The following is a 22105-nucleotide window of genomic DNA, read 5'->3' as shown; positions in this document are numbered from 1 at the left end:
AGGTTGCCCACGTGTTACTCACCCGTCCGCCGCTAATCTTTAAAAGCAAGCTTTTAAAGATTCGCTCGACTTGCATGTATTAGGCACGCCGCCAGCGTTCGTCCTGAGCCAGGATCAAACTCTCCAATAAAGAGTAAGCTTTAGCTCATAAAATAAAACGTTGGCTTGTGATCTTCATTATAGAAGAAACACAAATTATTTTTTGTTGACGCTTGTTTGTTTAGTTTTCAAAGAACGATCGTCACTCAGAAGCGACTTTTATAATATATCATTTGTCGTTTTCGATGTCAACATTTATTTTAAAAAATATAATAACTTAAATGTTTAACACTTGTTACTGACTTTGAAGAGTATACCAACTTTTTTTTATTAGTGCAATAGATTTCCTAAATATTTTTTTAAAAAAAAGGAACACATCTGTAACGGGTTCCGTTTCCTATCGCACAACGTTAATTTGTACAGGAAAATGTAATTCTTTTTGCACTATAAAACGAAACTTCCATCAGAGGGGGTTTTCTTCATCCTTCACTGATGGTTAGTCGCGCAGAGCCCGGTCGAAGTATTACTGCCAGTTAATCTGCGATAAACTAGAGAGATTAAAAAACATTAAATAGCAAAGGTTAAACCTTTCTATTTTGTTTGTGCGCTCGGCGTGGGCGATAACTTGGTGGTGGAAGTCACTACAGGCTTGGCAGTGGGAAATGTTAGCAAATGACAAGGGTGTCCAGATGTTTGCAAACCATTTTCGCCTTCTCCATACCGATTTTTGTGTAGGTTTGAGAATGAATAGACGGAGAATTTCCCGCTAATGTATAAAGGGGAAGCTTTAGAAGTGGATATAAGCGGATAAATTCCGCTTAACTACTCTAAATAAGACAAAATCTAAAGATTTTGATCATATAAACGGAAAAACTCCGCTTATTTTTAAGGAAATATCGGTATTTCCCAGTTTAGGCGGAATTATTCCGTTTATTTTTCAGATGCAGTGAAAGAAATCAACATTCAGTTCTAACTTAGCCTAAGCTTATATAAAATTTCCAATTAAAAATATAACTGCGGTACACTGGCGATTGTACCCCGACATTTTAATATAAAAGTTGCCCACTACAGTTCTCCAAAAATAATAATTGCCATTTCTTTACATCAAAAAAATAGACCTCCAAATTAACATACAATTTGAAGGTCATTTTGCATTACAATTTTAATATTTGCGGTTGATAACGGAGCCAGTTATCACAACTGTTGTGCTCCTTTTTAACCAATCAAGTTATTCTTGTCCTTCTTCATCTGAAGGAGGATCTACTTCGTTTTCTTTCCCTTCTTCATCTGCAGAAGGAGTCACTTCATTTTCTTTTCCTTCTTCAATTACAGAAGGAGTCACTTCATTTTCTTCGTCTTCTTCTACTTTGTCTTCTTCCTTATCAACTTGTGCAACTGTTGACACATATTCATCATGTTCTTTATTCAGGCTAATGAGTTTTACCCCTTGCGTATTACGCCCAGTAATCGATATTCCTTCAACTGGGATTCGGATTAAAACGCCACCTGTCGTAATCAACATGAGGTCTTCTTCCCCATTAACGACTTTCATTGTCACAAGACTTCCGTTTTTATCTGTGATATTACATGTTTTAATTCCTTTTCCGCCGCGACCTTGCCTTCTGTACTCTGTTGCCGGGGTACGTTTTCCGTAACCATTTCTCGTCACGACGAGAATATCAGCACTTTCATCTAGTACTTCCATGCCCACGACGTCATCTTTTTCGTCAAGGGAAATTCCTTTTACGCCAGTTGCCGTACGCCCCATAATCCGCACATCTGTTTCAGGGAAGCGAATCATCGACCCACCCTTTGTACCGATAATGATTTCTTTGTTGCCATCCGTTAACTGAACTGAAATTAATTCATCGCCTTCACGTAAGTTTAAAGCAATCAAACCATTATTTCTGATATTCGCAAATGAAGTAAGTGAGGAACGTTTTACAATTCCATCTTTTGTTGCAAAGAATAAGCTCCAGTTATCAACAAAATCCTCTACATGGATAATCGCATTAACCCATTCTCCTTTTTCAATTTCAAGGAGATTTATAATTGGTAATCCTTTTGCTGTCCTGCCGAATTCTGGAATTTCATACCCTTTCGAACGATAGACTTTTCCTTTATTTGTAAAGAAGAGAATCGTATCATGCGTTGAGGTTGTAATAAGATGTTCTACGAAATCATCCTCATTTGTTCCCATTCCTTGAATTCCACGGCCACCTCGTTTCTGGGCACGGTAAGTTGATACAGGCAGGCGTTTTATATACCCATTATGTGTAAGGGTGATAACAACATTTTCTCGAGGGATTAAATCCTCGTCTTCAATCATTTCAAATCCACTCGTAATGATTTCAGTACGACGTTTATCATTAAAACGTTCCTTGACTTCTTCAAGTTCTTCGCGAATAATCTCAAGAACCTTTTCTCCATCAGCTAAGATTGCTTTTAACTCAGCAATTAGCTTTACAAGGCTTTGGTATTCCTCTTCAATTTTTTCGCGTTCTAAGCCGGTCAAACGCTGCAAGCGCATATCGAGAATTGCCTGTGCTTGTTTTTCAGATAAACTGAACTCTGTCATTAAGCCTTCACGGGCAATATCCGTCGTACGCGAACTGCGAATTAAGGTAATAATCGCGTCAAGATTATCAAGGGCAATTCTTAAGCCTTCTAAAATATGAGCACGTGCTTCCGCTTTACGGAGTTCAAACTCTGTTCTGCGGCGAATGACTACTTTTTGGTGTTCCAAATAATATTCCAAACATTGTTTTAAGCTCAATACTTTTGGTTGACCATCTACAAGTGCCAGTGTATTGATCCCAAAATTTGTTTGTAAAGCTGTCTGTTTGTATAAATTATTTAATAAAACATTGGCATTCGCATCTCTCCGAACTTCAATGACGATTCGTAAACCTTCGCGATCCGACTCATCGCGTAAGTCAGTGATTCCGTCAATTTTTTTATCACGGACGAGTTCAGCGATTTTCTCAATTAGTTTTGCTTTATTTACTTGGAAAGGAATCTCATCGACAATAATAACTTCTTTGCCGTTCGTTTTTTGTTCGATTCTAACTTTCGCTCTGAGAGTAACTGAACCTCTCCCTGTTTCATATGCTTTACGAATTCCACTGCGTCCGAGGATTAAACCTCCGGTTGGAAAATCAGGTCCTGGGATAATTTCCATCAATTCTTGAACAGTGATTTCCGGGTCCTTACTTATCGCGAGAACTCCATCAATGATTTCTCCAAGCTGATGAGGTGGGATATTGGTCGCCATCCCAACAGCGATACCTGAAGTCCCATTAACAAGCAGGTTAGGAAATCTCGATGGGAGAACAATCGGTTCACGTTCCGAACCATCGTAGTTATCTTGATAATCAATTGTATCTTTGTTAAGATCACGCAAAAGCTCCATCGATATTTTCGACATACGTGCTTCCGTATAACGCATCGCTGCAGCGGAATCACCATCAATAGAACCGAAATTCCCATGGCCGTCAATGAGCATATAACGATAGCTAAAGTCTTGAGCCATTCGCACCATTGTCTCATATACAGCTTGGTCACCATGTGGGTGATACTTACCGATTACTTCCCCAACGATACGTGCAGATTTTTTAAATGGCTTATCTGAGTGCATTCCAAGATCATGCATCGCATACAATATACGACGGTGCACCGGTTTCAGACCATCCCTAACATCCGGGAGTGCCCTAGCTACGATAACACTCATAGCATAGTCTAAGAAAGACGTACGCATTTCATGGCTTATATTTATTTCTTTCACACGAGGATTTGGCGTTTCTGCCATATGTAAAACCTCCCTTTTTGGAAAAACGAGTGAGCTTGTCCAGCCCTGACATAGCTGTCAGGGCTTATAGAAAAGCAGGATAGACGAGAATCTATCCTGTTAAATATCTAAGTTTTTAACATAAACAGCGTTTTCTTCAATAAACTGACGTCTTGGTTCAACTTTATCCCCCATTAGCATATCAAATGTTTCATCCGCTTCGATTGCATCTTCTAAACTTACTTGTAAAAGCAAGCGGTTTTCAGGGTTCATTGTTGTTTCCCAAAGCTGGTCCGGGTTCATTTCACCAAGACCTTTATATCGTTGAATACCTGGCTTTGGTTGTGCCGGAAGCGCTGCGAAAATTCCCTCGAGCTGCTTTTCATTATAAGCATATTCAACACGTTTCCCTTGTTGAACTTTATATAAAGGTGGTTGGGCAATATAAATATAACCAGCTTCAATAACTTGTCTCATATATCGATAGAAGAACGTCAATAACAATGTGCGGATATGAGCGCCGTCGACATCAGCATCTGTCATGATGACAATTTTATGGTAGCGTGCCCTTGTTATATCATAATCTTCACCAATTCCGGTTCCTATCGCCGTAATTAACGCTCTTACTTCGTTATTGGAAAGGATTTTATCTAAACGGGCTTTCTCGACGTTCAAAATTTTTCCCCTTAGCGGGAGAATCGCTTGGAAATGGCGGTCACGTCCTTGCTTTGCCGAACCACCGGCAGAGTCTCCCTCAACGATGTAAAGTTCGCTAATCGATGGATCCCTAGAAGAACAATCCGCAAGCTTCCCTGGCAGGCTGGAAACTTCTAAGGCACTTTTTCGCCTTGTTAATTCCCGGGCCTTTTTCGCCGCAAGCCTTGCCCTTGCTGCCATTAACCCTTTTTCAACAATCTTTCGAGCCACGGAAGGGTTTTCGAGCAAATACTTCTCGAAGTGTTCCGAAAACGTCGTATCCGTAACATTCCGAACTTCCGAATTTCCGAATTTCGTTTTCGTTTGCCCTTCAAATTGAGGATCAGGATGCTTGATTGAAACGATGGCTGTAAGCCCTTCTCGCACATCCTCACCAGAAAGGTTCGAATCATTCTCTTTAAAAATACCGCTTTTCCGAGCGTAATCGTTGATCACTCTCGTTAAACTCGTTTTAAAGCCAGATTCATGTGTTCCGCCTTCATACGTATGAATATTATTCGCAAATGAGTATAGATTGCACGCAAATCCATCATTGTACTGTAAGGCGACTTCAACTGTAATGCCGTCTTTTTCACCTTCAATATAAATCGGCTCCTCATGGAGAACATCCCGCGTGCGGTTTAAATGTTCTACATAAGATTTGATGCCACCTTCGTAAAAGTATTCATTTTTTTTATTTTCAGCACGCTTATCTTCAATCGAAATTTTTAATCCGCGGTTTAAAAATGCGAGTTCACGAAGACGGGTCGATAAAATTTCAAAATCATACTCAATCGTTTCTGTGAAAATTTCAGTATCAGGGACAAAGTGAATCATTGTTCCTGTCTTATCTGTCTCACCAACAACTTTTAATTCTGACTTAATTGCACCACGTTCAAAGGAAATATGATAAATTTTCCCATCCCTATGGACATACACCTCTAACAACGTCGAAAGAGCATTTACAACAGAGGCTCCAACCCCGTGAAGGCCTCCGGAAACCTTGTAGCCTCCACCACCGAACTTACCACCGGCATGAAGAACAGTCATAATGACTTCAACTGCAGGTCTGCCCATTTTCTCCTGAATACCGACTGGAATCCCGCGACCATTATCCATGACTGTAATGCTATTATCCTTTTCAATGACCACACTGACCTCATCACAATAACCAGCTAGGGCTTCATCGATGCTATTATCGACAATTTCCCAGACGAGGTGATGAAGGCCCTTTACACTTGTTGATCCGATATACATTCCTGGTCGTTTACGTACAGCCTCCAAACCTTCGAGGACCTGTATTTGATTTGCATCATACGTTTGCCCATGCATGGCATCTTGTTCCATTGCCATATCGATCACCTACACTTTTCATTTTAAAAAACATTTTAAAATCTATTAAATAAACTCTTGAACAGTTAATTGCTGGATTCGCTTTTTTAAGGTTCCTGCTGCTAGAGGGGAATAGTATATTTGTTTATGTGTGATAACGATGGATTTATAGTCTTTTTTCGCTAAATTAACTGTCTCTGATTTATGTTGGGTGAGAAATTCCTCAAGAGTGTCGGAGAAATTAACGCTTTCCTTGTCTAAAATAGCAATGATTCCACTCGTTCGCACTAGTGTCTCTTCTCCAATATGCAAATACATTGATTCACCTCACTGAAATCTTGTCATCATTCCAGATTGAACTCGGTAAGCAGCAGCCTCTTTAAGGGTTGCATGTTCAATTCCGTCTACACTTGTTGTTGTCACGAAGGTTTGAACTTTTCCCTGAATTGTATTTAATAAATGGGACTGACGATAATCATCTAGTTCCGATAACACATCATCCAATAAAAGAATTGGGTACTCGCCAATTTCTTTGTGAATCAATTCAATTTCAGCCAGCTTCACGGAGAGCGCCGTCGTCCGTTGTTGGCCTTGTGAACCAAATGTTTGAACATCTCTACCATTCACATTAAATTGTAGATCATCACGGTGAGGTCCAAATAAAGTTGTACCTCGCTCAATTTCTCGATTTTTCACTTTCATAAATTTATCATTATAGACTTCTATCATTCTCGACAAATCTTGTTGTTCTGATACATCAACAGATGGTTTATACTCAATTTCCAACGTTTCTAGCCCTCTTGATATGCCTTGATGAATCGGAAAGGCCCATTGTTCAAGCAAATGGAGAAATTCAAAACGTTTAGCAATGACTTTCGTTCCCATTTGGATAAATTGTTCAGTTAGAATTTCAAGCATCGTATGATTGGTCTGTTGTTTTAGCTGCAGCTGTTTAAGATAATGATTCCGCTGTTGAAGAATCTTTTGATATTGGCTCATATCATGCAGGTAAATCGGTGATACTTGCCCAATTTCCATATCAATAAAACGGCGCCTTACTTGAGGGCTCCCTTTTACAAGATGGAGATCTTCTGGCGCAAACATAACAACATTCATATTTCCGATATACTGGCTTAATTTTCGCTGTTCAATATGATTAAATTTCGCTCGTTTCCCTTTTTTGGAAATAACAAGCTGCAGCGGTACGGAACCATTCGTCTTTTTAACCCTACCTTCTATTTTAGCATAATCTGTGTCCCAGCGAATCAATTCTTTATCATTTGCTGTCCGATGTGATTTTGCCATCGCTAAAACATAAATGGATTCCATCACATTTGTTTTCCCTTGAGCATTCTCGCCGATAATAACATTTACTTTATTTTCAAATTCCGCTTCTAATTGTTCATAATTGCGATAATTTTTTAATTCAACGCTCTCTATGTGCATGAATGGCCCATCCTTTAATCACTCAATGAATGACATGAAACTCGCCAAAACCTGGGATTGCAATCTTATCCCCATTCCGGAGTTTCCTTCCTCTTCTTTGGTCCTGTTCGCCATTGATAAAGACTTCATGTTCACTTAAAAACCATTTAGCCATTCCACCAGATTGAATCACCTCTGCTAATTTGAGGAATTGGCCTAACGTAATGAACTCTGTATCAATTTTAATTTGTTCGCTCATCTTTTCACCCCATTCTGAAAAGAATCTAATACTTAATTTTACTAAAATAAATAGATAGATACAAGGGGAACACATTTGCTAACTCATAAAAGGGGGATTCCGAAGGTTCGTAAGAGGTTCTGAAAGAAAATAACCTCTTGCCATTGTGACAAGAGGATTCAATCAGTTAGTATGTCCGAACAGGTAAAATTAGCTGCAATGTTGCTTCGTCATTTAATGGGCGGATAATAAACGGTCTCATCGCTCCAGTAAAGGAAATTTGTATTTCCGTTCCTTCAATCGCCTTAAGTGCATCCATCATGTATTTTGCACTAAACGAAATTTTTAACTCCTCACCCTCAAACGACTGTGCTGTCAACTCTTCGACAACTTTCCCGATTTCCGGTGTATTGGAGGAAATTTCAATTGTGGTTTCCCCAATTGAAACAAATTTTACGACATTATTTTTTCCTTCACGTGCCAAAAGAGAGGCACGATCAATTGCTTGTAAAAATGCTTTTGTATTTACAATCACATCTGTTTTTTTATCTGACGGAATCAACCTTGCTGTATCTGGGTAGTTCCCCTCAAGAAGGCGTGAGAAAAATAATAAATGTTTTGCTTTAAACAAAATTTGGTTTTCCGTTATGACAATATCGATCATTTCAGAAGTGTCATCAAGAATTTTACTTAATTCAGTTAAGCTTTTACCGGGGATAACGACATTATGTTGGCCTTCCAACTCAGTTCCTGTCTCTATACGGGCTTTTCTCAACGCTAGACGATGGCTATCTGTACCAATACAGACCAGTTCGTTATTTAGAACCTTCCAGTTTACACCTGTCAAGATAGGTCGTGTTTCTGAGGTGGACACTGCAAAGACAGTTTGACGTATTAATGTTTTTAACAGATCTGTTGGCATCCGAAAGAGATTATCTTCTTCTAATTGTGGTAAGTGCGGATATTCATCGGCATCGAGACCATTTAAATTGAATTCTGATTTTCCAGAACGAATCACAGTTTGTAAATGGTTTTCGACATCAATCTCGACTGTATCTGTTGGTAGTTTTCTAACAATTTCACTAAAAAACTTCGCTTGAAGAACAACTGCACCAGGCTGCTTTATTTCAACAATTTCATTGCCATCTTCCTCTTTAGGAATAAAGGATTCGATTGAAATGTCTGAGTCACTTCCAGTTAACGTTACTCCTTCCTCGGTAGCAACAATTTTTATTCCAGTTAAGATTGGAATGGTCGTTTTGCTTGTAACAGCCTTCATAACGTCTTGGACACTTTGTAATAAATGGTCCCGCTGGATAGCAAATTTCATTTTAAATCCTCCAATTTGGTATTTCATTCGCTAGAATGGCATATACTAATTATTTTTTAATAAAAGTAGTAAAAGTACTAGTAGGTCCTGTGGATTTGTGGATAACTATTCATTCGATACGGAAATACAGCCCATCCCCATGTGGACAGACTGTGCATAAACCTGTTCGAGTTATTCACAATTTCTACAATTTCAATTGTTCATGGATTTCTTTAAGCTGATGCTGAAGGGTTGAATCTGTCGCAAGGAGCTTTGAAATCTTTTCATGAGCATGAATCACAGTCGTATGATCTCGTCCTCCGAATTCTTCGCCAATTTTCGGAAGGGAGAAATCAGTAAGTTCACGTGAAAGATACATCGCTATTTGTCTAGGGAATGCGACTGATTTCGTCCGTTTCTTTGCTTTAAAATCCTCGAGTTTCACATTAAAATGCTGACCAACTGTTTTTTGGATATCGAGAATCGTAATGACCTTTGGTTTTGAATTCGGAATGATATTCTTCAATGCTTCCGCGGCCAAGTCAGCATTAATATCTTTATTAATCAACGAAGAATAGGCAACTACTCTTATAAGCGCTCCTTCAAGTTCACGAATATTGGAATCGATTTGGTTCGCAATATAGAGCATTACCTCATTCGGAATGTCTAAGCCTTCTGCTTTAGCTTTTTTCCTTAAAATGGCAATTCTCGTTTCGAGGTCTGGAGGGGTAATATCGGTAATTAATCCCCATTCGAACCGAGAACGTAAACGATCTTCTAAAGTTGGAATTTCTTTAGGTGGCCGGTCACTCGAAATAATAATTTGTTTGCTTTCTTCGTGCAATGTATTAAAAGTATGGAAAAATTCTTCTTGGGTCGATTCTTTTCCAGCTAAAAACTGAATATCATCTATTAAGAGAATATCGACTTTACGATATTTATTGCGAAATTCAACGGCTTTATTGTCGCGAATTGAATTAATAAACTCGTTCGTAAATTTTTCAGATGATAAATAAACGACTTTTGCTGAAGGGGTATGTTCCTGGACGTAGTGGCCAATCGCATGCATTAAGTGTGTTTTTCCAAGTCCTACTCCTCCATAAATAAAGAGGGGATTATAGGCTTTCGCTGGAGCTTCAGCAACCGCAAGCGAAGCAGCGTGAGCAAAACGATTCCCTGAACCGATAACAAAAGTGTCAAATGTATATTTAGGATTTAACATATTCTGATGAGGTTCGTATTGGTCTTCTGCTTTGTTATTTTTTTTAGGCGGAACCGGCAGATTGACTGCTTCATCGTTTTGGTTTTGCGGAATGACAAACTTTATTATTAAGTTTTCACCAGTAATCTCATAAATAACATCATTAATTAATTGGGAATACCGCTCTTCCAGCCAATCACGGGCAAATTCATTTGGGGCTGTAATTGTTAATGTGTCTCTCTGAAGTGAGTGGGCCGTTGTTGATTTTAGCCAAGTATCAAAGCTAGGCTTGCTAATTTTTTTCTCTATTTTTGACAAGGCCTTATCCCAGAGGTCCGCAATATTTTCCAATCATATCCCTCCTTGTGTGAGTTTTTACAAATAACCGAACAAAAATTTATAATTATACAATTCTACTAATGTGGACAAATATATAATAGGAAATAAAGCGGTTTTTCGACAATATCCACTGCTTGTGGACAAATATATAAGCACAGACGTGAATAAACTATCCACAAGTTATCCACAGTCTGTGAATAAGTCCGAACTCGCTAATAGTTATCAAGAGTGAAAACACAAATATAATATCAGATAATCTAAGATGGTGCAACGCCTTTTCATACTTTATCCACAGAGATAAAGACGTGTGGAGAAAAAATGTCCACAAGGTGTTATATGTGTACAAGTTGTTAATACGGTTTGTGGATAAAGAAAAATGGTGTCGAATTTTGTCCACAAGCTGATTAGGAGACGTAAAGAGGAAAAAGTTACCACTAAACAAACGGCCGTTAATTTTTAGTTTCTATTGACTTTTTTTAGGTAACATCTTTATAATAGACAAGACTGTCTGGAATAACGATTTCCTCAGGGAGGTGTCATATATGAAAAGAACTTACCAACCAAAGAAACGTAAGCATAGTAAAGTTCACGGCTTCCGTAGTCGTATGAGCTCACCAAGCGGCCGCAAGGTTCTTGCTAACCGTCGTCGTAAAGGAAGAAAAGTTTTATCAGCCTAGGCCACTGAACTGTCAGTGGTCTTTTTTCTCTTTGCTTGAAATCATAGATTAATTTTTCCTATTTTACGTAATAACAAGCTGTTCATTGAAATGAAGGTGTAATAAATGAAAAAAGAATTACGAATTAAAAAAAATAAAGAAATTCAAGACGTTTTTAAAAACGGAAAGTCGTTTGCAAATCGGCAATTTGTCGTTTACGTTTTGGAAAAAGAGGGCCAGGATACATTTCGGATCGGCTTATCTGTTAGTAAGAAATTAGGGAATGCGGTCACTCGCAACCAAATTAAAAGATATATTCGCCAATCTGTCCTCGAGTTAAAAGAGATAATTAAAACGGGAAATGATTATGTAATTATTGCTAGAAATCCAGCAGCAACAATGGGAATGCACGAAGTGAAAAAAAGTTTGGAACATGTTTTGAAAGTCGCTCGTGTTTTGAAAAAAAACAACAGTGGTCATAATGCATAGAGGAAATATTTTTTGTGCTTCATTTTTTTAAAGCACTTTCATATAAAAGATGATAAAATACATTTGGATTGCCAATGACTTTTACCTGCAAAATGATGACGGCTATAATTTTCGAATAGATGTGAAGCCCATTTATATATAGATAAAATTCATTGTGTAATAATCATGTTAGGAGGAAATGAGGCTTGAAAAAGAGAATATTATTGATAGCGGGCCTATTGCTTGTCATGACCGTTTTGACGGGCTGTATGGAATATGATCAAGCAATTACATCTGAAAGTGAAGGTTTTTGGAATCAATATATCGTTTATCCGCTCTCATGGTTAATCATTAAAATGGCGGACTTACTATGGGATAGTTATGGACTAGCAATCATTGCGGTAACCCTCCTTATTCGTTTTGCAATTTTACCGTTAATGATTAAACAAACGAAGAGCTCAAAAGCAATGCAGGCGATTCAACCTGAATTAAAGGAGCTACAGGGAAAATATAGTTCAAAAGATCAAAAGACACAGCAAAAACTTCAGCAAGAAACGATGGCTTTATTTCAAAAGCACGGAGTAAACCCACTCGCAGGCTGTATGCCAATTTTAATTCAAATGCCAATCTTAATTGGTTTTTACCATGCGATCGTTCGTACGCGAGAAATCGCTGGTCATACATTTTTATGGTTTGATTTAGGTTTCCCGGACCCGTTTTTCATTTTGCCAGTGGTAGCAGGTGTCACGACCTTTTTACAGCAAAAAATTATGATGGTTGGAATGCCTGACAATCCGCAAATGAAAATGATGCTTTGGATGATGCCGATCATGATTGTTGTGTTTGCTGTCACGCTTCCATCAGCTTTATCTTTATATTGGGTAATCGGAAACGTTTTCTCAATTGTACAAACTTATTTTATTAAAGGGCCGGATTTAAAGAAAGCACCACAAGTAGCAACAGCAACCGGCAAAGCGGGAGGAGCAAAGAAAAAGTGAAACAAATAACTGCTACAGGACAAACAGTCGAGGCAGCAGTAGAATCAGCACTAGCCCAATTAAATACTTCAAAGGATCAGACCGAAATTCAAATTGTTGACGAAGGCAAAAAAGGGTTTTTGGGTATATTTGGTTCCCGGCCTGCAGTTGTTAAAGTGACAATGAAAATGGACCCAATTGAGGAAGCTGTTACGTATTTGAAACAGGTTGCGAAAGGGCTCGGAGCCCCAATTGAAGTAGAAATGAAGCAAGAAGGAAAACAAATTCAGCTCATACTTACAGGTGAAAAGATTGCTTTATTAATTGGGAAAAGAGGACAAACACTTAACTCGCTGCAATATTTAACTCAGCTTGTGATAAACCGTCATGCAAATCAATTTTTTAATGTGATTTTAGATGCAGAAGATTATCGGACAAGAAGAAATGAAACACTGATGCAGTTAGCCGAAAGATTAGCTCAAAAGGCTGTGCGAACGGGGAGAGAAGTGGCTTTAGAACCGATGCCGGCATATGAGCGTAAAGTGATTCATACCGCCTTAATGGGAAATAAAAAAATTAAAACGTATTCCAATGGTGCCGATCCTTATCGTCATATCGTAATTGCACCCAGCAGGAAAACAGTAAAAACCGATCTATAATAGATCGGTTTTTTTGTTTATTGGTTATAGTTGTTTTTTAATACAAAACCTCCATGTTCAACTCCTCTTCGGAAAGGTCATGCTCCATTCATGTAAATCTCTTAAAACTAGTTTTGGTGATGTTTTTATTTGTAAATCCTCTCTACGTTGTTTTATTGTTATTCACATGTGGATAAGTTAAAATAATAGAGATTCTTTTTTTGTTTGTGGATAATTACATATCGTAGGTTTCTTTAGAATGATATGCTATTCTATAATTTTGGAAAAACAGTTGTGTCGTTTTTATATAAATTTTTAAAAGGTAGAGAGGTGAAACGGATGGAGTTTGATACAATTGCGGCGATTTCTACTCCAATGGGGGAAGGAGCGATTGCGATTGTCCGTTTAAGCGGGGATGATGCTTTCAAAATTGCGGATAAGCTCTTTCGAGGAATTGGCGGGAAAATATTAGCTAATGTTCACTCACATACGATTCATTACGGTCATATTATTGATCCCGAAACAGATGAAATCGCTGAAGAAGTAATGGTTTCTGTCATGAAGGGACCAAAAACGTTCACGAAGGAAGACGTTGTCGAAATAAATTGCCACGGTGGTTTAGTTTCCGTCAATCGTGTCCTGCAGCTTGTGCTCACGTATGGAGCGAGACTTGCTGAGCCAGGAGAGTTTACAAGAAGGGCATTTTTAAATGGGCGCATTGATCTTTCACAAGCAGAAGCTGTCATGGATTTGATTCGCGCAAAAACGGATCGGGCGATGAATGTCGCATTAGGTCAAATGGATGGGCGTTTGTCTCGGTTGATTCGCACCTTAAGACAGGAAATCCTTGAAGTACTAGCACATGTGGAAGTGAACATTGATTACCCAGAATATGATGATGTTGAAGAAATGACGCATCATATGCTGCTTGAAAAGGCAACGTATGTGAAACAGGAAATTGCAAAATTGCTGGAGACGTCACAGCAAGGGAAGATTCTCCGTGAAGGGTTGTCGACGGTGATTGTTGGACGTCCAAACGTTGGGAAGTCGTCATTATTAAATAGTTTGGTCCAAGAGAATAAAGCGATTGTAACAGATATCCCAGGGACAACTCGTGATGTCATCGAGGAGTACGTTAATGTTCGTGGAGTCCCTTTAAGACTTTTAGATACGGCTGGTATTCGTGAAACGGAGGACATCGTCGAAAGAATTGGTGTTGAACGCTCCCGCCAAGTTTTAAAAGAAGCAGATTTAATTTTACTCGTTCTTAACTACTCAGATGAGTTAACTGTGGAAGATCGCAACTTGTTTAAAGCGGTTGAAGGGATGGATGTCATCGTCATTGTTAATAAAACGGACTTGCCACAAAAAATTAATCTGGAAGAATTGAAGAAATTTACGAGAGATAAGAAAATGGTAACGACTTCTTTAAAAGAAGATAAAGGAGTCGATGAGCTAGAGGGAGCGATTGCATCGTTATTCTTCTCGGGCTCACTTGAAGCAGGTGATATGACGTACGTCTCCAATAGCCGCCATATTGCGTTATTAACACAAGCGAAACAAGCGATTGAAGAGTCAATTACGAATGTCGAGGCAGGGACGCCAATCGACATTGTCCAGATTGACTTAACGCGTTCATGGGAATTGCTCGGTGAAATTATTGGTGAAAGTGTCCATGAAAGCCTTATTGACCAACTGTTTTCCCAATTTTGCCTTGGAAAATAGGCAGCGAAAAGCAGTTATCTGAGATAAAAATGAATACAAGGAGGCAACCATATGCCATTTGAAGCTGGAAATTATGATGTCATCGTGATTGGCGCAGGCCATGCTGGTAGTGAGGCAAGCCTCGCTGCGGCGCGGATGGGGGCCAACACGCTAATGGTTACGATTAACCTTGATATGATTGCATTTATGCCATGCAATCCATCTATCGGCGGCCCTGCAAAAGGGATCGTTGTTCGCGAAATTGACGCCCTTGGCGGTGAAATGGCTCGGAATATTGATAAAACCTACATCCAAATGCGGATGCTTAATACAGGGAAAGGCCCTGCAGTACGGGCGTTACGGGCACAAGCTGATAAATTTGCCTATCAGCATGAAATGAAGAGAACGTTGGAGAAAGAGCCGAACTTAACAATGGTTCAAGGAATGGTCGAACGTTTAATTATTGAAGATGACTTGTGTAAAGGTGTCGTTACGATGACAGGGGCTGAGTATCGTGCGAAAACGGTTGTCATTACTACAGGAACGTTTTTGCGCGGAGAAATTATTCTCGGTGAATTAAAATATTCAAGCGGTCCGAATAACCAACAACCTTCGATCAAACTTTCGAAACATCTCGAAGACATCGGCCTTGAATTAGCTCGTTTTAAAACCGGTACGCCAATGCGGATTCACGGTGATACGATAGATTACTCGAAGACAGAGATTCAGCCAGGCGATGATCAGCCGAGAGCTTTCTCTTACGAAACAGTTGAATTTGTCACTGAGCAGTTGCCATGCTGGTTGACTTATACGAATGAAAAGACACATCAGATTATTGACCAAAACCTTCATCGCTCACCGATGTTTTCAGGAATGGTGAAAGGGACAGGAGCACGTTATTGTCCATCAATTGAAGATAAAGTCGTTCGTTTCAATGATAAGCCACGTCATCAAATCTTCTTAGAACCAGAAGGACGCAATACACAAGAAGTGTATGTCCAAGGCTTATCTACGAGTTTGCCTGAAGATGTCCAACACCAATTATTGAAATCTATTCCGGCGCTAGAAAACGCAAAAATGATGCGCCCTGGCTATGCAATTGAGTATGATGTCATTGTTCCATCTCAGCTTTGGCCAACCCTTGAGACAAAAAAGATTAAAAACCTGTATTCCGCTGGCCAAATTAATGGTACATCTGGATATGAAGAAGCTGCAAGCCAAGGTCTAATGGCGGGCATCAATGCGGCAAGCAGAGCGCTCGATAAGGAAGAAGTGATTCTTAGCCGTTCCGATGCTTATATTGGCGTCATGATTGATGACTTAGTCACAAAAGGAACGAATGAGCCGTATCGACTTTTAACGTCGAGAGCAGAATATCGTTTGCTGTTAAGACACGATAATGCTGATTTCCGCTTAACAGAATTAGGGTATAAACTCGGATTGATCTCCGAAGAGCGTTACGAACGATTCGTAACCAAAAAGGCGATGATTGATGCGGAAGTAAAGAGATTGCGTTCCACCATTATTAAACCTTCGGAACAGGCTCAGAACTTGATCCGCTCACTTGGCGGAAGTGAGTTAAAAGATGGAATTCGTGCAGCTGATTTTTTAAGAAGGACAGAAATCACTTATGAGCATATTAACAGCTTAATTCCTGCCGAAACTGAGTTAGACATGGAAGTAAGAGAACAAGTCGAAATTCAAATCAAGTATGAAGGCTATATTGAAAAGTCATTGCAGCAAGTCGAGCGAATGAAAAAGATGGAGGATAAAAAGATCCCTGAAAATATTGATTATGATGCGATAAATGGAATTGCAACGGAAGCGCGACAAAAATTAAAAACGGTACGGCCGCTTTCCATTGCTCAAGCATCACGTATTTCTGGAGTGAATCCTGCAGATATTTCAATTTTATTAGTTTATATTGAACAAGGTCGGATTGCGCGTGTCTCCAATGATTAACCGAAACTTTTGAAAGAAAGGATTAGCAGATGAATCCAGAACAATTTCAGGCAATGCTGGCGGAGAAGGGGATTGTCCTTTCCGAGAAACAGATGGGTCAATATGAGTTATATTATGAAACGCTCGTTGAGTGGAATGAAAAAATGAATCTTACGGCAATTACTGCGAAAGAAGACGTTTATTTAAAGCATTTTTATGATTCCGTCTCAGCCGCCTTTTATTATGATTTTAATGAAAAACCAATCGATATTTGTGATGTTGGCGCTGGTGCAGGTTTCCCTAGTATCCCGATAAAAATTGCTTTTCCGAATGTAAAAGTGACAATTGTTGATTCATTAAACAAGCGAATCACCTTCCTTGAGCATTTAGCAAAAGTGTTAAAGCTTGAAAATACACAATTTATTCATGATCGTGCGGAAACGTTCGGGAAGAATAAAGCCCATCGCGAGCAGTATGATCTTGTGATGGCGAGAGCGGTGGCAAGATTAACCGTTTTAAGTGAACTATGTCTGCCGCTCGCAGCGGTTGGTGGTACCTTCATTGCGATGAAGGGTGGTCAGGCTGAAGATGAAATTCAAAGTGGAAAAAAAGCAGTCACTCTTCTTGGTGGAAATTTGGTGGCTGTTCACTCGTTTAAGCTTCCAGTTGAGGAGAGTGAACGAAACATATTAATTATTCAAAAAGAGAAAAAATCACCGAAGCAATATCCGAGAAAACCAGGTACCCCGAATAAAACTCCGATTGAATAAGGGGGTACCTTCTTTTTATAATTAGTTTATAATGAAAGAAAAGCAGGAACTTGTTATTTCAATAGAGAATAGGTAACAGGGAGTTTCTTAAAGGTGGTGCAGGGGAATGAAGCCTTCTTTTTCACGCTTTTTTGGTCTAGGAGAAAAGCAAGAGCAGAATGAAGTAATGCTTGAGAAACCGGAAGAACGAGACGAAATAAAAAAAATTCCAATTGATGATATTGTTCCAAACCAATTTCAACCAAGAACGATCTTTGATGATGAAAAAATCGAGGAACTTGCTCGGACAATTCATACGCATGGAGTCATTCAACCGATCGTCGTTAGGGAGATTGAAGCAGGAAAATACGAATTAATTGCGGGTGAACGTCGTTGGCGAGCGATGAAAAAGCTAGGATGGGACGAGGTACCCGCGATTATTAATAATTTAACGGATACGGAAACAGCGTCTGTCGCATTGATTGAAAACCTTCAGCGTGAAGAGTTATCTCCGATTGAAGAGGCGCTAGCTTACGGAAAATTATTAGAAATTCATAATTTGACGCAAGAGGCTTTAGCGCAGCGTTTAGGGAAAGGGCAATCAACCGTTGCAAATAAATTGCGCCTACTCAAATTGCCTCAGGAAGTCCAAGATGCCTTGCTTAATAAAACGATTTCGGAACGGCATGCACGTTCGTTAATTCCCTTAAAAGATGTAGACTTACAGATTCAGTTATTAAAAGAAATTATTGAGAAATCACTGAATGTGAAACAGACAGAAGCGAGAGTAGAGAAACATTTAAACCAATCCGTCGAAAAGCCTAAGCCGAAGCGAAAAGCATTTAGCAAAGATGTCCGGATTGCCGTAAATACGATTCGCCAATCATTATCGATGGTGTCCGATTCAGGAATTAACTTAAAGTCAGAAGAAGAAGAACATGAAGATTACTATCAAATAACCATTCAAATCCCAAAAAAGAAATAATCCAATTTTGCGAGAAACAAAGATTGTTTCTCTTTTTTTTGTTTTTTGGCTGTTAAAGCATATTGTTAATTTTTAATATTATTGATTGGAGCGGAAGGCACGAAGACTCCCGCAGGCGTGCAGCGCCGGACTGCCCGTGAAAAGCGAAGTGCCTGTAGCGGAGATCAACACCTAGGTTTAACACAGCCTATTTTTTTCAAGCTTACTAGATTCCTTTTAATAGAAAAAAGCTTTTACTAGACGAATTTGTGCTAAAATAAAAGACATGGTTATTTTAGTAGTTTACTGGTTTGAAGGTAGGTGACAATGTGGGCAAAATCATTGCAATTGCCAACCAAAAGGGTGGGGTTGGGAAAACGACAACCTCTGTTAATTTAGGGGCTTGTTTAGCATATATCGGCAAAAAGGTACTGTTGGTCGATATTGATCCACAGGGAAATGCTACAAGTGGTGTAGGGATTGAAAAAGCAGATGTAAGTCAGTGCATTTACGATGTGCTGGTTGACGATGTCGAAGCAAACTCTGTCATTGTCCAAACAGCAGCAGAAAATTTATTTATTATTCCAGCAACGATTCAGTTAGCAGGAGCTGAAATCGAGCTTGTCCCAACTATTTCCCGGGAAGTAAGATTAAAAAGAGCTCTTGAGGAAGTGAGAGAGGATTTTGACTACATATTGATTGATTGTCCTCCTTCCCTTGGATTATTAACGCTTAATTCATTGACAGCATCTGATTCAGTGATTATTCCTGTTCAGTGTGAATACTATGCTCTTGAGGGATTAAGTCAGCTATTAAATACCGTTCGTCTCGTTCAAAAGCATTTAAATCATGATTTGCGAATTGAAGGGGTGCTTTTGACGATGCTTGATGCACGAACGAATTTAGGATTACAAGTCATTGAAGAAGTGAAAAAGTATTTTCAAGACAAAGTTTATAAAACAATTATTCCCCGAAATATTCGTCTTAGCGAGGCCCCAAGCCATGGGGAGCCAATTATTAGTTATGATCCAAAGTCGCGTGGTGCTGAGGTTTATTTAGATCTTGCAAAGGAAGTGGTTGCACATGGCTAAAGGTTTAGGGAAAGGATTAAATGCTTTTTTTAGCATGGAGATTGATAAAGAAGAGACGGTAAAAGAAATCGATGTCAAAGAGCTCCGTCCAAACCCTTATCAGCCACGGAAAACCTTCGAGAAAGAGGCCATTGAAGAATTGAAAAATTCAATTCTTGAGCATGGGATTCTTCAGCCATTAATTGTTCGTAAAAGCATAAAAGGGTATGAGATTGTTGTTGGCGAGCGCCGTTATCGGGCAGCTTGTGAAGCGAAGTTGAAAACGGTGCCAGCTGTCGTTCGTGAATTGAATGAACAGCAAATGATGGAGCTTGCATTATTAGAAAATCTACAGCGTGAGGATTTAAATCCGATTGAAGAGGGAATGGCTTATCAAACATTAATGGAGAAATTAGGTCTAACCCAGGAGGAATTGGCAAAACGCCTCGGAAAGAGCCGACCCCATTTAGCCAATCATGTTCGTTTATTAAGCTTGTCGCCAAAAATTCAAAGCCTCATTTCTGAAGGGAAATTATCAATGGGTCATGGACGAGCTCTGCTTGGATTGAGACAGAAAGACCGAATCCAAGCTGTTGCCGAGAAGACAATTAAAGAAGGATTAAATGTCCGCCAATTGGAAATGTTGATTCAAGAATTAAACCAAATTGTTCCACGTGAAACTACGAAAAAGAAGCGTGAAAAGGATGTATTTATTCGCGAACAGGAAAATTTCTTGCGTGAACGCTTTGGAACAACAGTGTCGATTAAAGAGTCAAAAAATAAGGGGAAAATTGAAATTGAATTTTTCTCGAAAGATGATTTGAATCGAATCCTTGAAATGATTGCGAAACAATCTTAATGCTATTCAAACGGTTTACCACAGCTTTTTGGTTGTGGTTTTTTTTGGTCGTTCGTTTAAACGAAAATTATGTTTTCATTGAAAAAAAGCTAGGAAAAGCCTCAGTTTCATGGTAATTTTACTATATTACAATTTTCGGAGAACGAAATAATAGGTTGATAGGTGAAGTGAATGTTTTTATTAGGGACAATTGTCAATGGGTTGCTAATTATTATCGGTACGTTTATAGGAAAGTTTCTCCATCGGATTCCTGAGGGCATGAAGACGACGGTTATGTATGGGATTGGCCTGTCTGTCATCGTTCTAGGGCTGCAGATGGGGTTTGAAAGCAAAAATTTTTTAATCGTCATTATTAGTCTTGTACTCGGAGCTGTTATCGGAGAATATTATTCCCTTGATGAAAAGCTAAATGCAGTTGGTCAATGGCTTGAAAGGAAATTGGGCAATACGGGTGAAGGCAGTATCTCCCAAGGGTTTGTAACGGCGACATTAATTTTTGTGATTGGTGCGATGGCGATTATTGGTGCGTTAGATAGCGGCATCCGTGGTGATCATAATGTTCTTTATACGAAAGCGTTAATTGACGGCTTTACGTCGATTATTTTAGCGTCGACGTTAGGGATAGGCGTCCTGTTTTCAGCCATTCCTGTAGTGCTTTACCAAGGAATCATCGCGATGTTTGCAACGCAAATTGACCGTTTTGTTCCTGCTGCATTATTGGAGAGTTTTATTGTTGAATTAACCGCCACTGGCGGGGTAATGATTTTGGCGATTGGATTAAATTTGCTTGGCTTAACGAAAATTAAAGTAGCCAATCTACTTCCAGGAATATTAGTAACAGGCTTAATCGTATCAATTCTCTACTTTTTGTAGACGAAATATAAAAAAGAAGGCCATGATTGGTCCTTCTTTATCCGTTCGTTTGTCCTTGTTCTAATTTCCAATTTATATCTGTCCATGTTTGTTTTTGGGGGAATCGCATACTTGTTTCGTGAAGGCTGTTGGCAATCGTTTTCGCCATGTTTAAGACCAGATTCAGTCTAGTATTTTGGAGAACGAAATATTCCATAAAGCCACTGACATTCACTATTCCGGTAATATGCATATCTCCTACTTCAGGCAGAGTTTTATTCACACCTGCCCCAGGTTTAACAGGTCCTGAGCCGATTTGAACGGAACCTACGCTTTTTAATTTGCCCAAACAGGCATCGATTCCGATGATGAAAGGGTTAAAATGTTTATGATTGATTTCATTTAACTTCTCTTCAAGATTAATTGCATGGATGGGATTTTCTAATGTTCCATAAACATGAAATGGAGAGAGATTCTTTTCCTCGAGAAAAGTGCCGATAAGTGGTCCCAATGAATCGCCTGTGGACCTGTCTGTTCCAATGCAGACAATGACAATCGGACGGCTTGTCATTCCTGGCATGTGCGAGAGAATGCCATCTGCCAATTTAGGTACAGCTTGGTGATCCTCATGATTAATTTTTAGTCCGCTTCCTTTTCTATCAAAAAAGTTTAGATTCATTGGTTCCACTCCCTTAAATTCATACTAGTAGTATACGGAAATTTTCCTTAAACTATACATAGAAGCGCAAAGAAACAAGGAAGTATCTCTATATCCTTATTGTACGATTAAAAGGGAATACTTTTGAAATAAATTAAAAACTTGCTAAACTAAAAGTTATTCCATCACAAAGCAGCAGGAAA

The 22105-nt window shown here is 39.1% G+C and carries 19 protein-coding genes and 1 rRNA gene; 11 read left to right on the top strand and 9 right to left on the bottom strand.

What is annotated here, in order from left to right; all coding sequences use genetic code 11:
• The 8 genes from GNT69_RS05480 to dnaA all read right to left on the bottom strand — a co-directional run.
• A 16S ribosomal RNA gene (locus GNT69_RS05480) occupies positions 1-130 on the bottom strand; the annotation flags it as partial.
• 1137 nt (positions 131-1267) lie between these two features.
• Positions 1268-3847 carry a DNA gyrase subunit A gene (gene gyrA, locus GNT69_RS05475; protein ID WP_203553911.1) on the bottom strand — a complete coding sequence of 860 codons (2580 nt, stop codon included), beginning with the start codon at positions 3845-3847 and terminating at the stop codon, positions 1268-1270.
• 99 nt (positions 3848-3946) lie between these two features.
• Positions 3947-5854 carry a DNA topoisomerase (ATP-hydrolyzing) subunit B gene (gene gyrB, locus GNT69_RS05470; RefSeq protein ID WP_239094073.1) on the bottom strand — a complete coding sequence of 636 codons (1908 nt, stop codon included), beginning with the start codon at positions 5852-5854 and terminating at the stop codon, positions 3947-3949.
• Positions 5855-5920: 66 nt separating this feature from the next.
• Positions 5921-6172, bottom strand: coding sequence for an extracellular matrix regulator RemB (gene remB / locus GNT69_RS05465; RefSeq protein WP_203553910.1), 252 nt, complete (start codon positions 6170-6172; stop codon positions 5921-5923).
• Positions 6173-6181: 9 nt separating this feature from the next.
• Positions 6182-7300 carry a DNA replication/repair protein RecF gene (gene recF / locus GNT69_RS05460; RefSeq protein WP_203553909.1) on the bottom strand — a complete coding sequence of 373 codons (1119 nt, stop codon included), beginning with the start codon at positions 7298-7300 and terminating at the stop codon, positions 6182-6184.
• A gap of 22 nt (positions 7301-7322) precedes the next feature.
• Positions 7323-7538, bottom strand: coding sequence for a S4 domain-containing protein YaaA (gene yaaA, locus GNT69_RS05455; RefSeq protein WP_203553908.1), 216 nt, complete (start codon positions 7536-7538; stop codon positions 7323-7325).
• Between the two features lie 166 nt (positions 7539-7704).
• Positions 7705-8847, bottom strand: coding sequence for a DNA polymerase III subunit beta (gene dnaN, locus GNT69_RS05450; protein WP_203553907.1), 1143 nt, complete (start codon positions 8845-8847; stop codon positions 7705-7707).
• A gap of 184 nt (positions 8848-9031) precedes the next feature.
• Positions 9032-10378 (bottom strand): chromosomal replication initiator protein DnaA, encoded by a 1347-nt coding sequence (gene dnaA / locus GNT69_RS05445; RefSeq protein WP_203553906.1) that lies wholly within the window; start codon positions 10376-10378, stop codon positions 9032-9034.
• A gap of 530 nt (positions 10379-10908) precedes the next feature.
• On the opposite strand from dnaA, the gene rpmH reads away from it, so the two are divergent.
• The 11 genes from rpmH to GNT69_RS05390 all read left to right on the top strand — a co-directional run bounded on the left by rpmH (position 10909) and on the right by GNT69_RS05390 (position 21265).
• Positions 10909-11043, top strand: a complete 135-nt coding sequence (gene rpmH / locus GNT69_RS05440; RefSeq protein WP_203553905.1) for a 50S ribosomal protein L34 — start codon at positions 10909-10911, stop codon at positions 11041-11043.
• Positions 11044-11148: 105 nt separating this feature from the next.
• Complete coding sequence (gene rnpA / locus GNT69_RS05435) at positions 11149-11511, top strand: ribonuclease P protein component (protein WP_203553904.1); 363 nt, start codon at positions 11149-11151, stop codon at positions 11509-11511.
• Between the two features lie 185 nt (positions 11512-11696).
• Complete coding sequence (gene spoIIIJ, locus GNT69_RS05430) at positions 11697-12488, top strand: YidC family membrane integrase SpoIIIJ (RefSeq protein ID WP_203553903.1); 792 nt, start codon at positions 11697-11699, stop codon at positions 12486-12488.
• Complete coding sequence (gene jag, locus GNT69_RS05425) at positions 12485-13126, top strand: RNA-binding cell elongation regulator Jag/EloR (protein ID WP_203553902.1); 642 nt, start codon at positions 12485-12487, stop codon at positions 13124-13126. Before spoIIIJ ends, jag begins: the two co-directional genes overlap by 4 nt.
• A 318-nt stretch (positions 13127-13444) precedes the next feature.
• Positions 13445-14830, top strand: a complete 1386-nt coding sequence (gene mnmE, locus GNT69_RS05420; RefSeq protein ID WP_203553901.1) for a tRNA uridine-5-carboxymethylaminomethyl(34) synthesis GTPase MnmE — start codon at positions 13445-13447, stop codon at positions 14828-14830.
• A gap of 51 nt (positions 14831-14881) precedes the next feature.
• A complete protein-coding gene (mnmG, locus tag GNT69_RS05415) occupies positions 14882-16771 on the top strand; it encodes a tRNA uridine-5-carboxymethylaminomethyl(34) synthesis enzyme MnmG (protein ID WP_203553900.1) in 1890 nt (629 codons plus the stop codon).
• A 29-nt stretch (positions 16772-16800) separates the two neighbouring features.
• Positions 16801-17520, top strand: coding sequence for a 16S rRNA (guanine(527)-N(7))-methyltransferase RsmG (rsmG, locus tag GNT69_RS05410; RefSeq protein ID WP_203553899.1), 720 nt, complete (start codon positions 16801-16803; stop codon positions 17518-17520).
• A gap of 106 nt (positions 17521-17626) precedes the next feature.
• Positions 17627-18484, top strand: coding sequence for a nucleoid occlusion protein (gene noc / locus GNT69_RS05405; protein WP_203553898.1), 858 nt, complete (start codon positions 17627-17629; stop codon positions 18482-18484).
• 308 nt (positions 18485-18792) lie between these two features.
• Positions 18793-19554, top strand: a complete 762-nt coding sequence (locus GNT69_RS05400; RefSeq protein WP_203553897.1) for an AAA family ATPase — start codon at positions 18793-18795, stop codon at positions 19552-19554.
• Positions 19547-20392, top strand: a complete 846-nt coding sequence (locus GNT69_RS05395; protein ID WP_203553896.1) for a ParB/RepB/Spo0J family partition protein — start codon at positions 19547-19549, stop codon at positions 20390-20392. The genes GNT69_RS05400 and GNT69_RS05395 overlap by 8 nt, the downstream gene beginning before the upstream one ends.
• A 171-nt stretch (positions 20393-20563) precedes the next feature.
• Entirely contained in the window at positions 20564-21265 is a 702-nt protein-coding gene (locus tag GNT69_RS05390; protein WP_203553895.1) for a DUF554 domain-containing protein, read from the top strand.
• 37 nt (positions 21266-21302) lie between these two features.
• On the opposite strand, the gene yyaC is transcribed toward GNT69_RS05390, so the two are convergent.
• Positions 21303-21923: a spore protease YyaC gene (yyaC, locus tag GNT69_RS05385; protein ID WP_203553894.1), complete on the bottom strand. Its 621-nt coding sequence runs from the start codon at positions 21921-21923 to the stop codon at positions 21303-21305.
• Positions 21924-22105 lie beyond the last annotated feature (182 nt).

The sequence above is a fragment of the Bacillus sp. B15-48 genome (genome assembly GCF_016879755.1).
In the GTDB taxonomy this organism is placed as follows: Bacteria; Bacillota; Bacilli; order Bacillales; family Cytobacillaceae; genus Mesobacillus_B.
Note: the sequence above shows the minus strand (reverse complement) of the source record. Positions and strands in the feature narration are given on the sequence as shown.

Coding starts and splice junctions, on each gene's coding strand:
- gyrA (WP_203553911.1), bottom strand. CDS start 3,847: ATGGCAGAAACGCCAAATCCTCGTGTGAAAGAAATAAATATAAGCCAT.
- gyrB (WP_239094073.1), bottom strand. CDS start 5,854: ATGCATGGGCAAACGTATGATGCAAATCAAATACAGGTCCTCGAAGGT.
- remB (WP_203553910.1), bottom strand. CDS start 6,172: ATGTATTTGCATATTGGAGAAGAGACACTAGTGCGAACGAGTGGAATC.
- recF (WP_203553909.1), bottom strand. CDS start 7,300: ATGCACATAGAGAGCGTTGAATTAAAAAATTATCGCAATTATGAACAA.
- yaaA (WP_203553908.1), bottom strand. CDS start 7,538: ATGAGCGAACAAATTAAAATTGATACAGAGTTCATTACGTTAGGCCAA.
- dnaN (WP_203553907.1), bottom strand. CDS start 8,847: ATGAAATTTGCTATCCAGCGGGACCATTTATTACAAAGTGTCCAAGAC.
- rpmH (WP_203553905.1), top strand. CDS start 10,909: ATGAAAAGAACTTACCAACCAAAGAAACGTAAGCATAGTAAAGTTCAC.
- rnpA (WP_203553904.1), top strand. CDS start 11,149: ATGAAAAAAGAATTACGAATTAAAAAAAATAAAGAAATTCAAGACGTT.
- mnmE (WP_203553901.1), top strand. CDS start 13,445: ATGGAGTTTGATACAATTGCGGCGATTTCTACTCCAATGGGGGAAGGA.
- mnmG (WP_203553900.1), top strand. CDS start 14,882: ATGCCATTTGAAGCTGGAAATTATGATGTCATCGTGATTGGCGCAGGC.
- rsmG (WP_203553899.1), top strand. CDS start 16,801: ATGAATCCAGAACAATTTCAGGCAATGCTGGCGGAGAAGGGGATTGTC.
- noc (WP_203553898.1), top strand. CDS start 17,627: ATGAAGCCTTCTTTTTCACGCTTTTTTGGTCTAGGAGAAAAGCAAGAG.
- GNT69_RS05395 (WP_203553896.1), top strand. CDS start 19,547: ATGGCTAAAGGTTTAGGGAAAGGATTAAATGCTTTTTTTAGCATGGAG.
- GNT69_RS05390 (WP_203553895.1), top strand. CDS start 20,564: ATGTTTTTATTAGGGACAATTGTCAATGGGTTGCTAATTATTATCGGT.
- yyaC (WP_203553894.1), bottom strand. CDS start 21,923: ATGAATCTAAACTTTTTTGATAGAAAAGGAAGCGGACTAAAAATTAAT.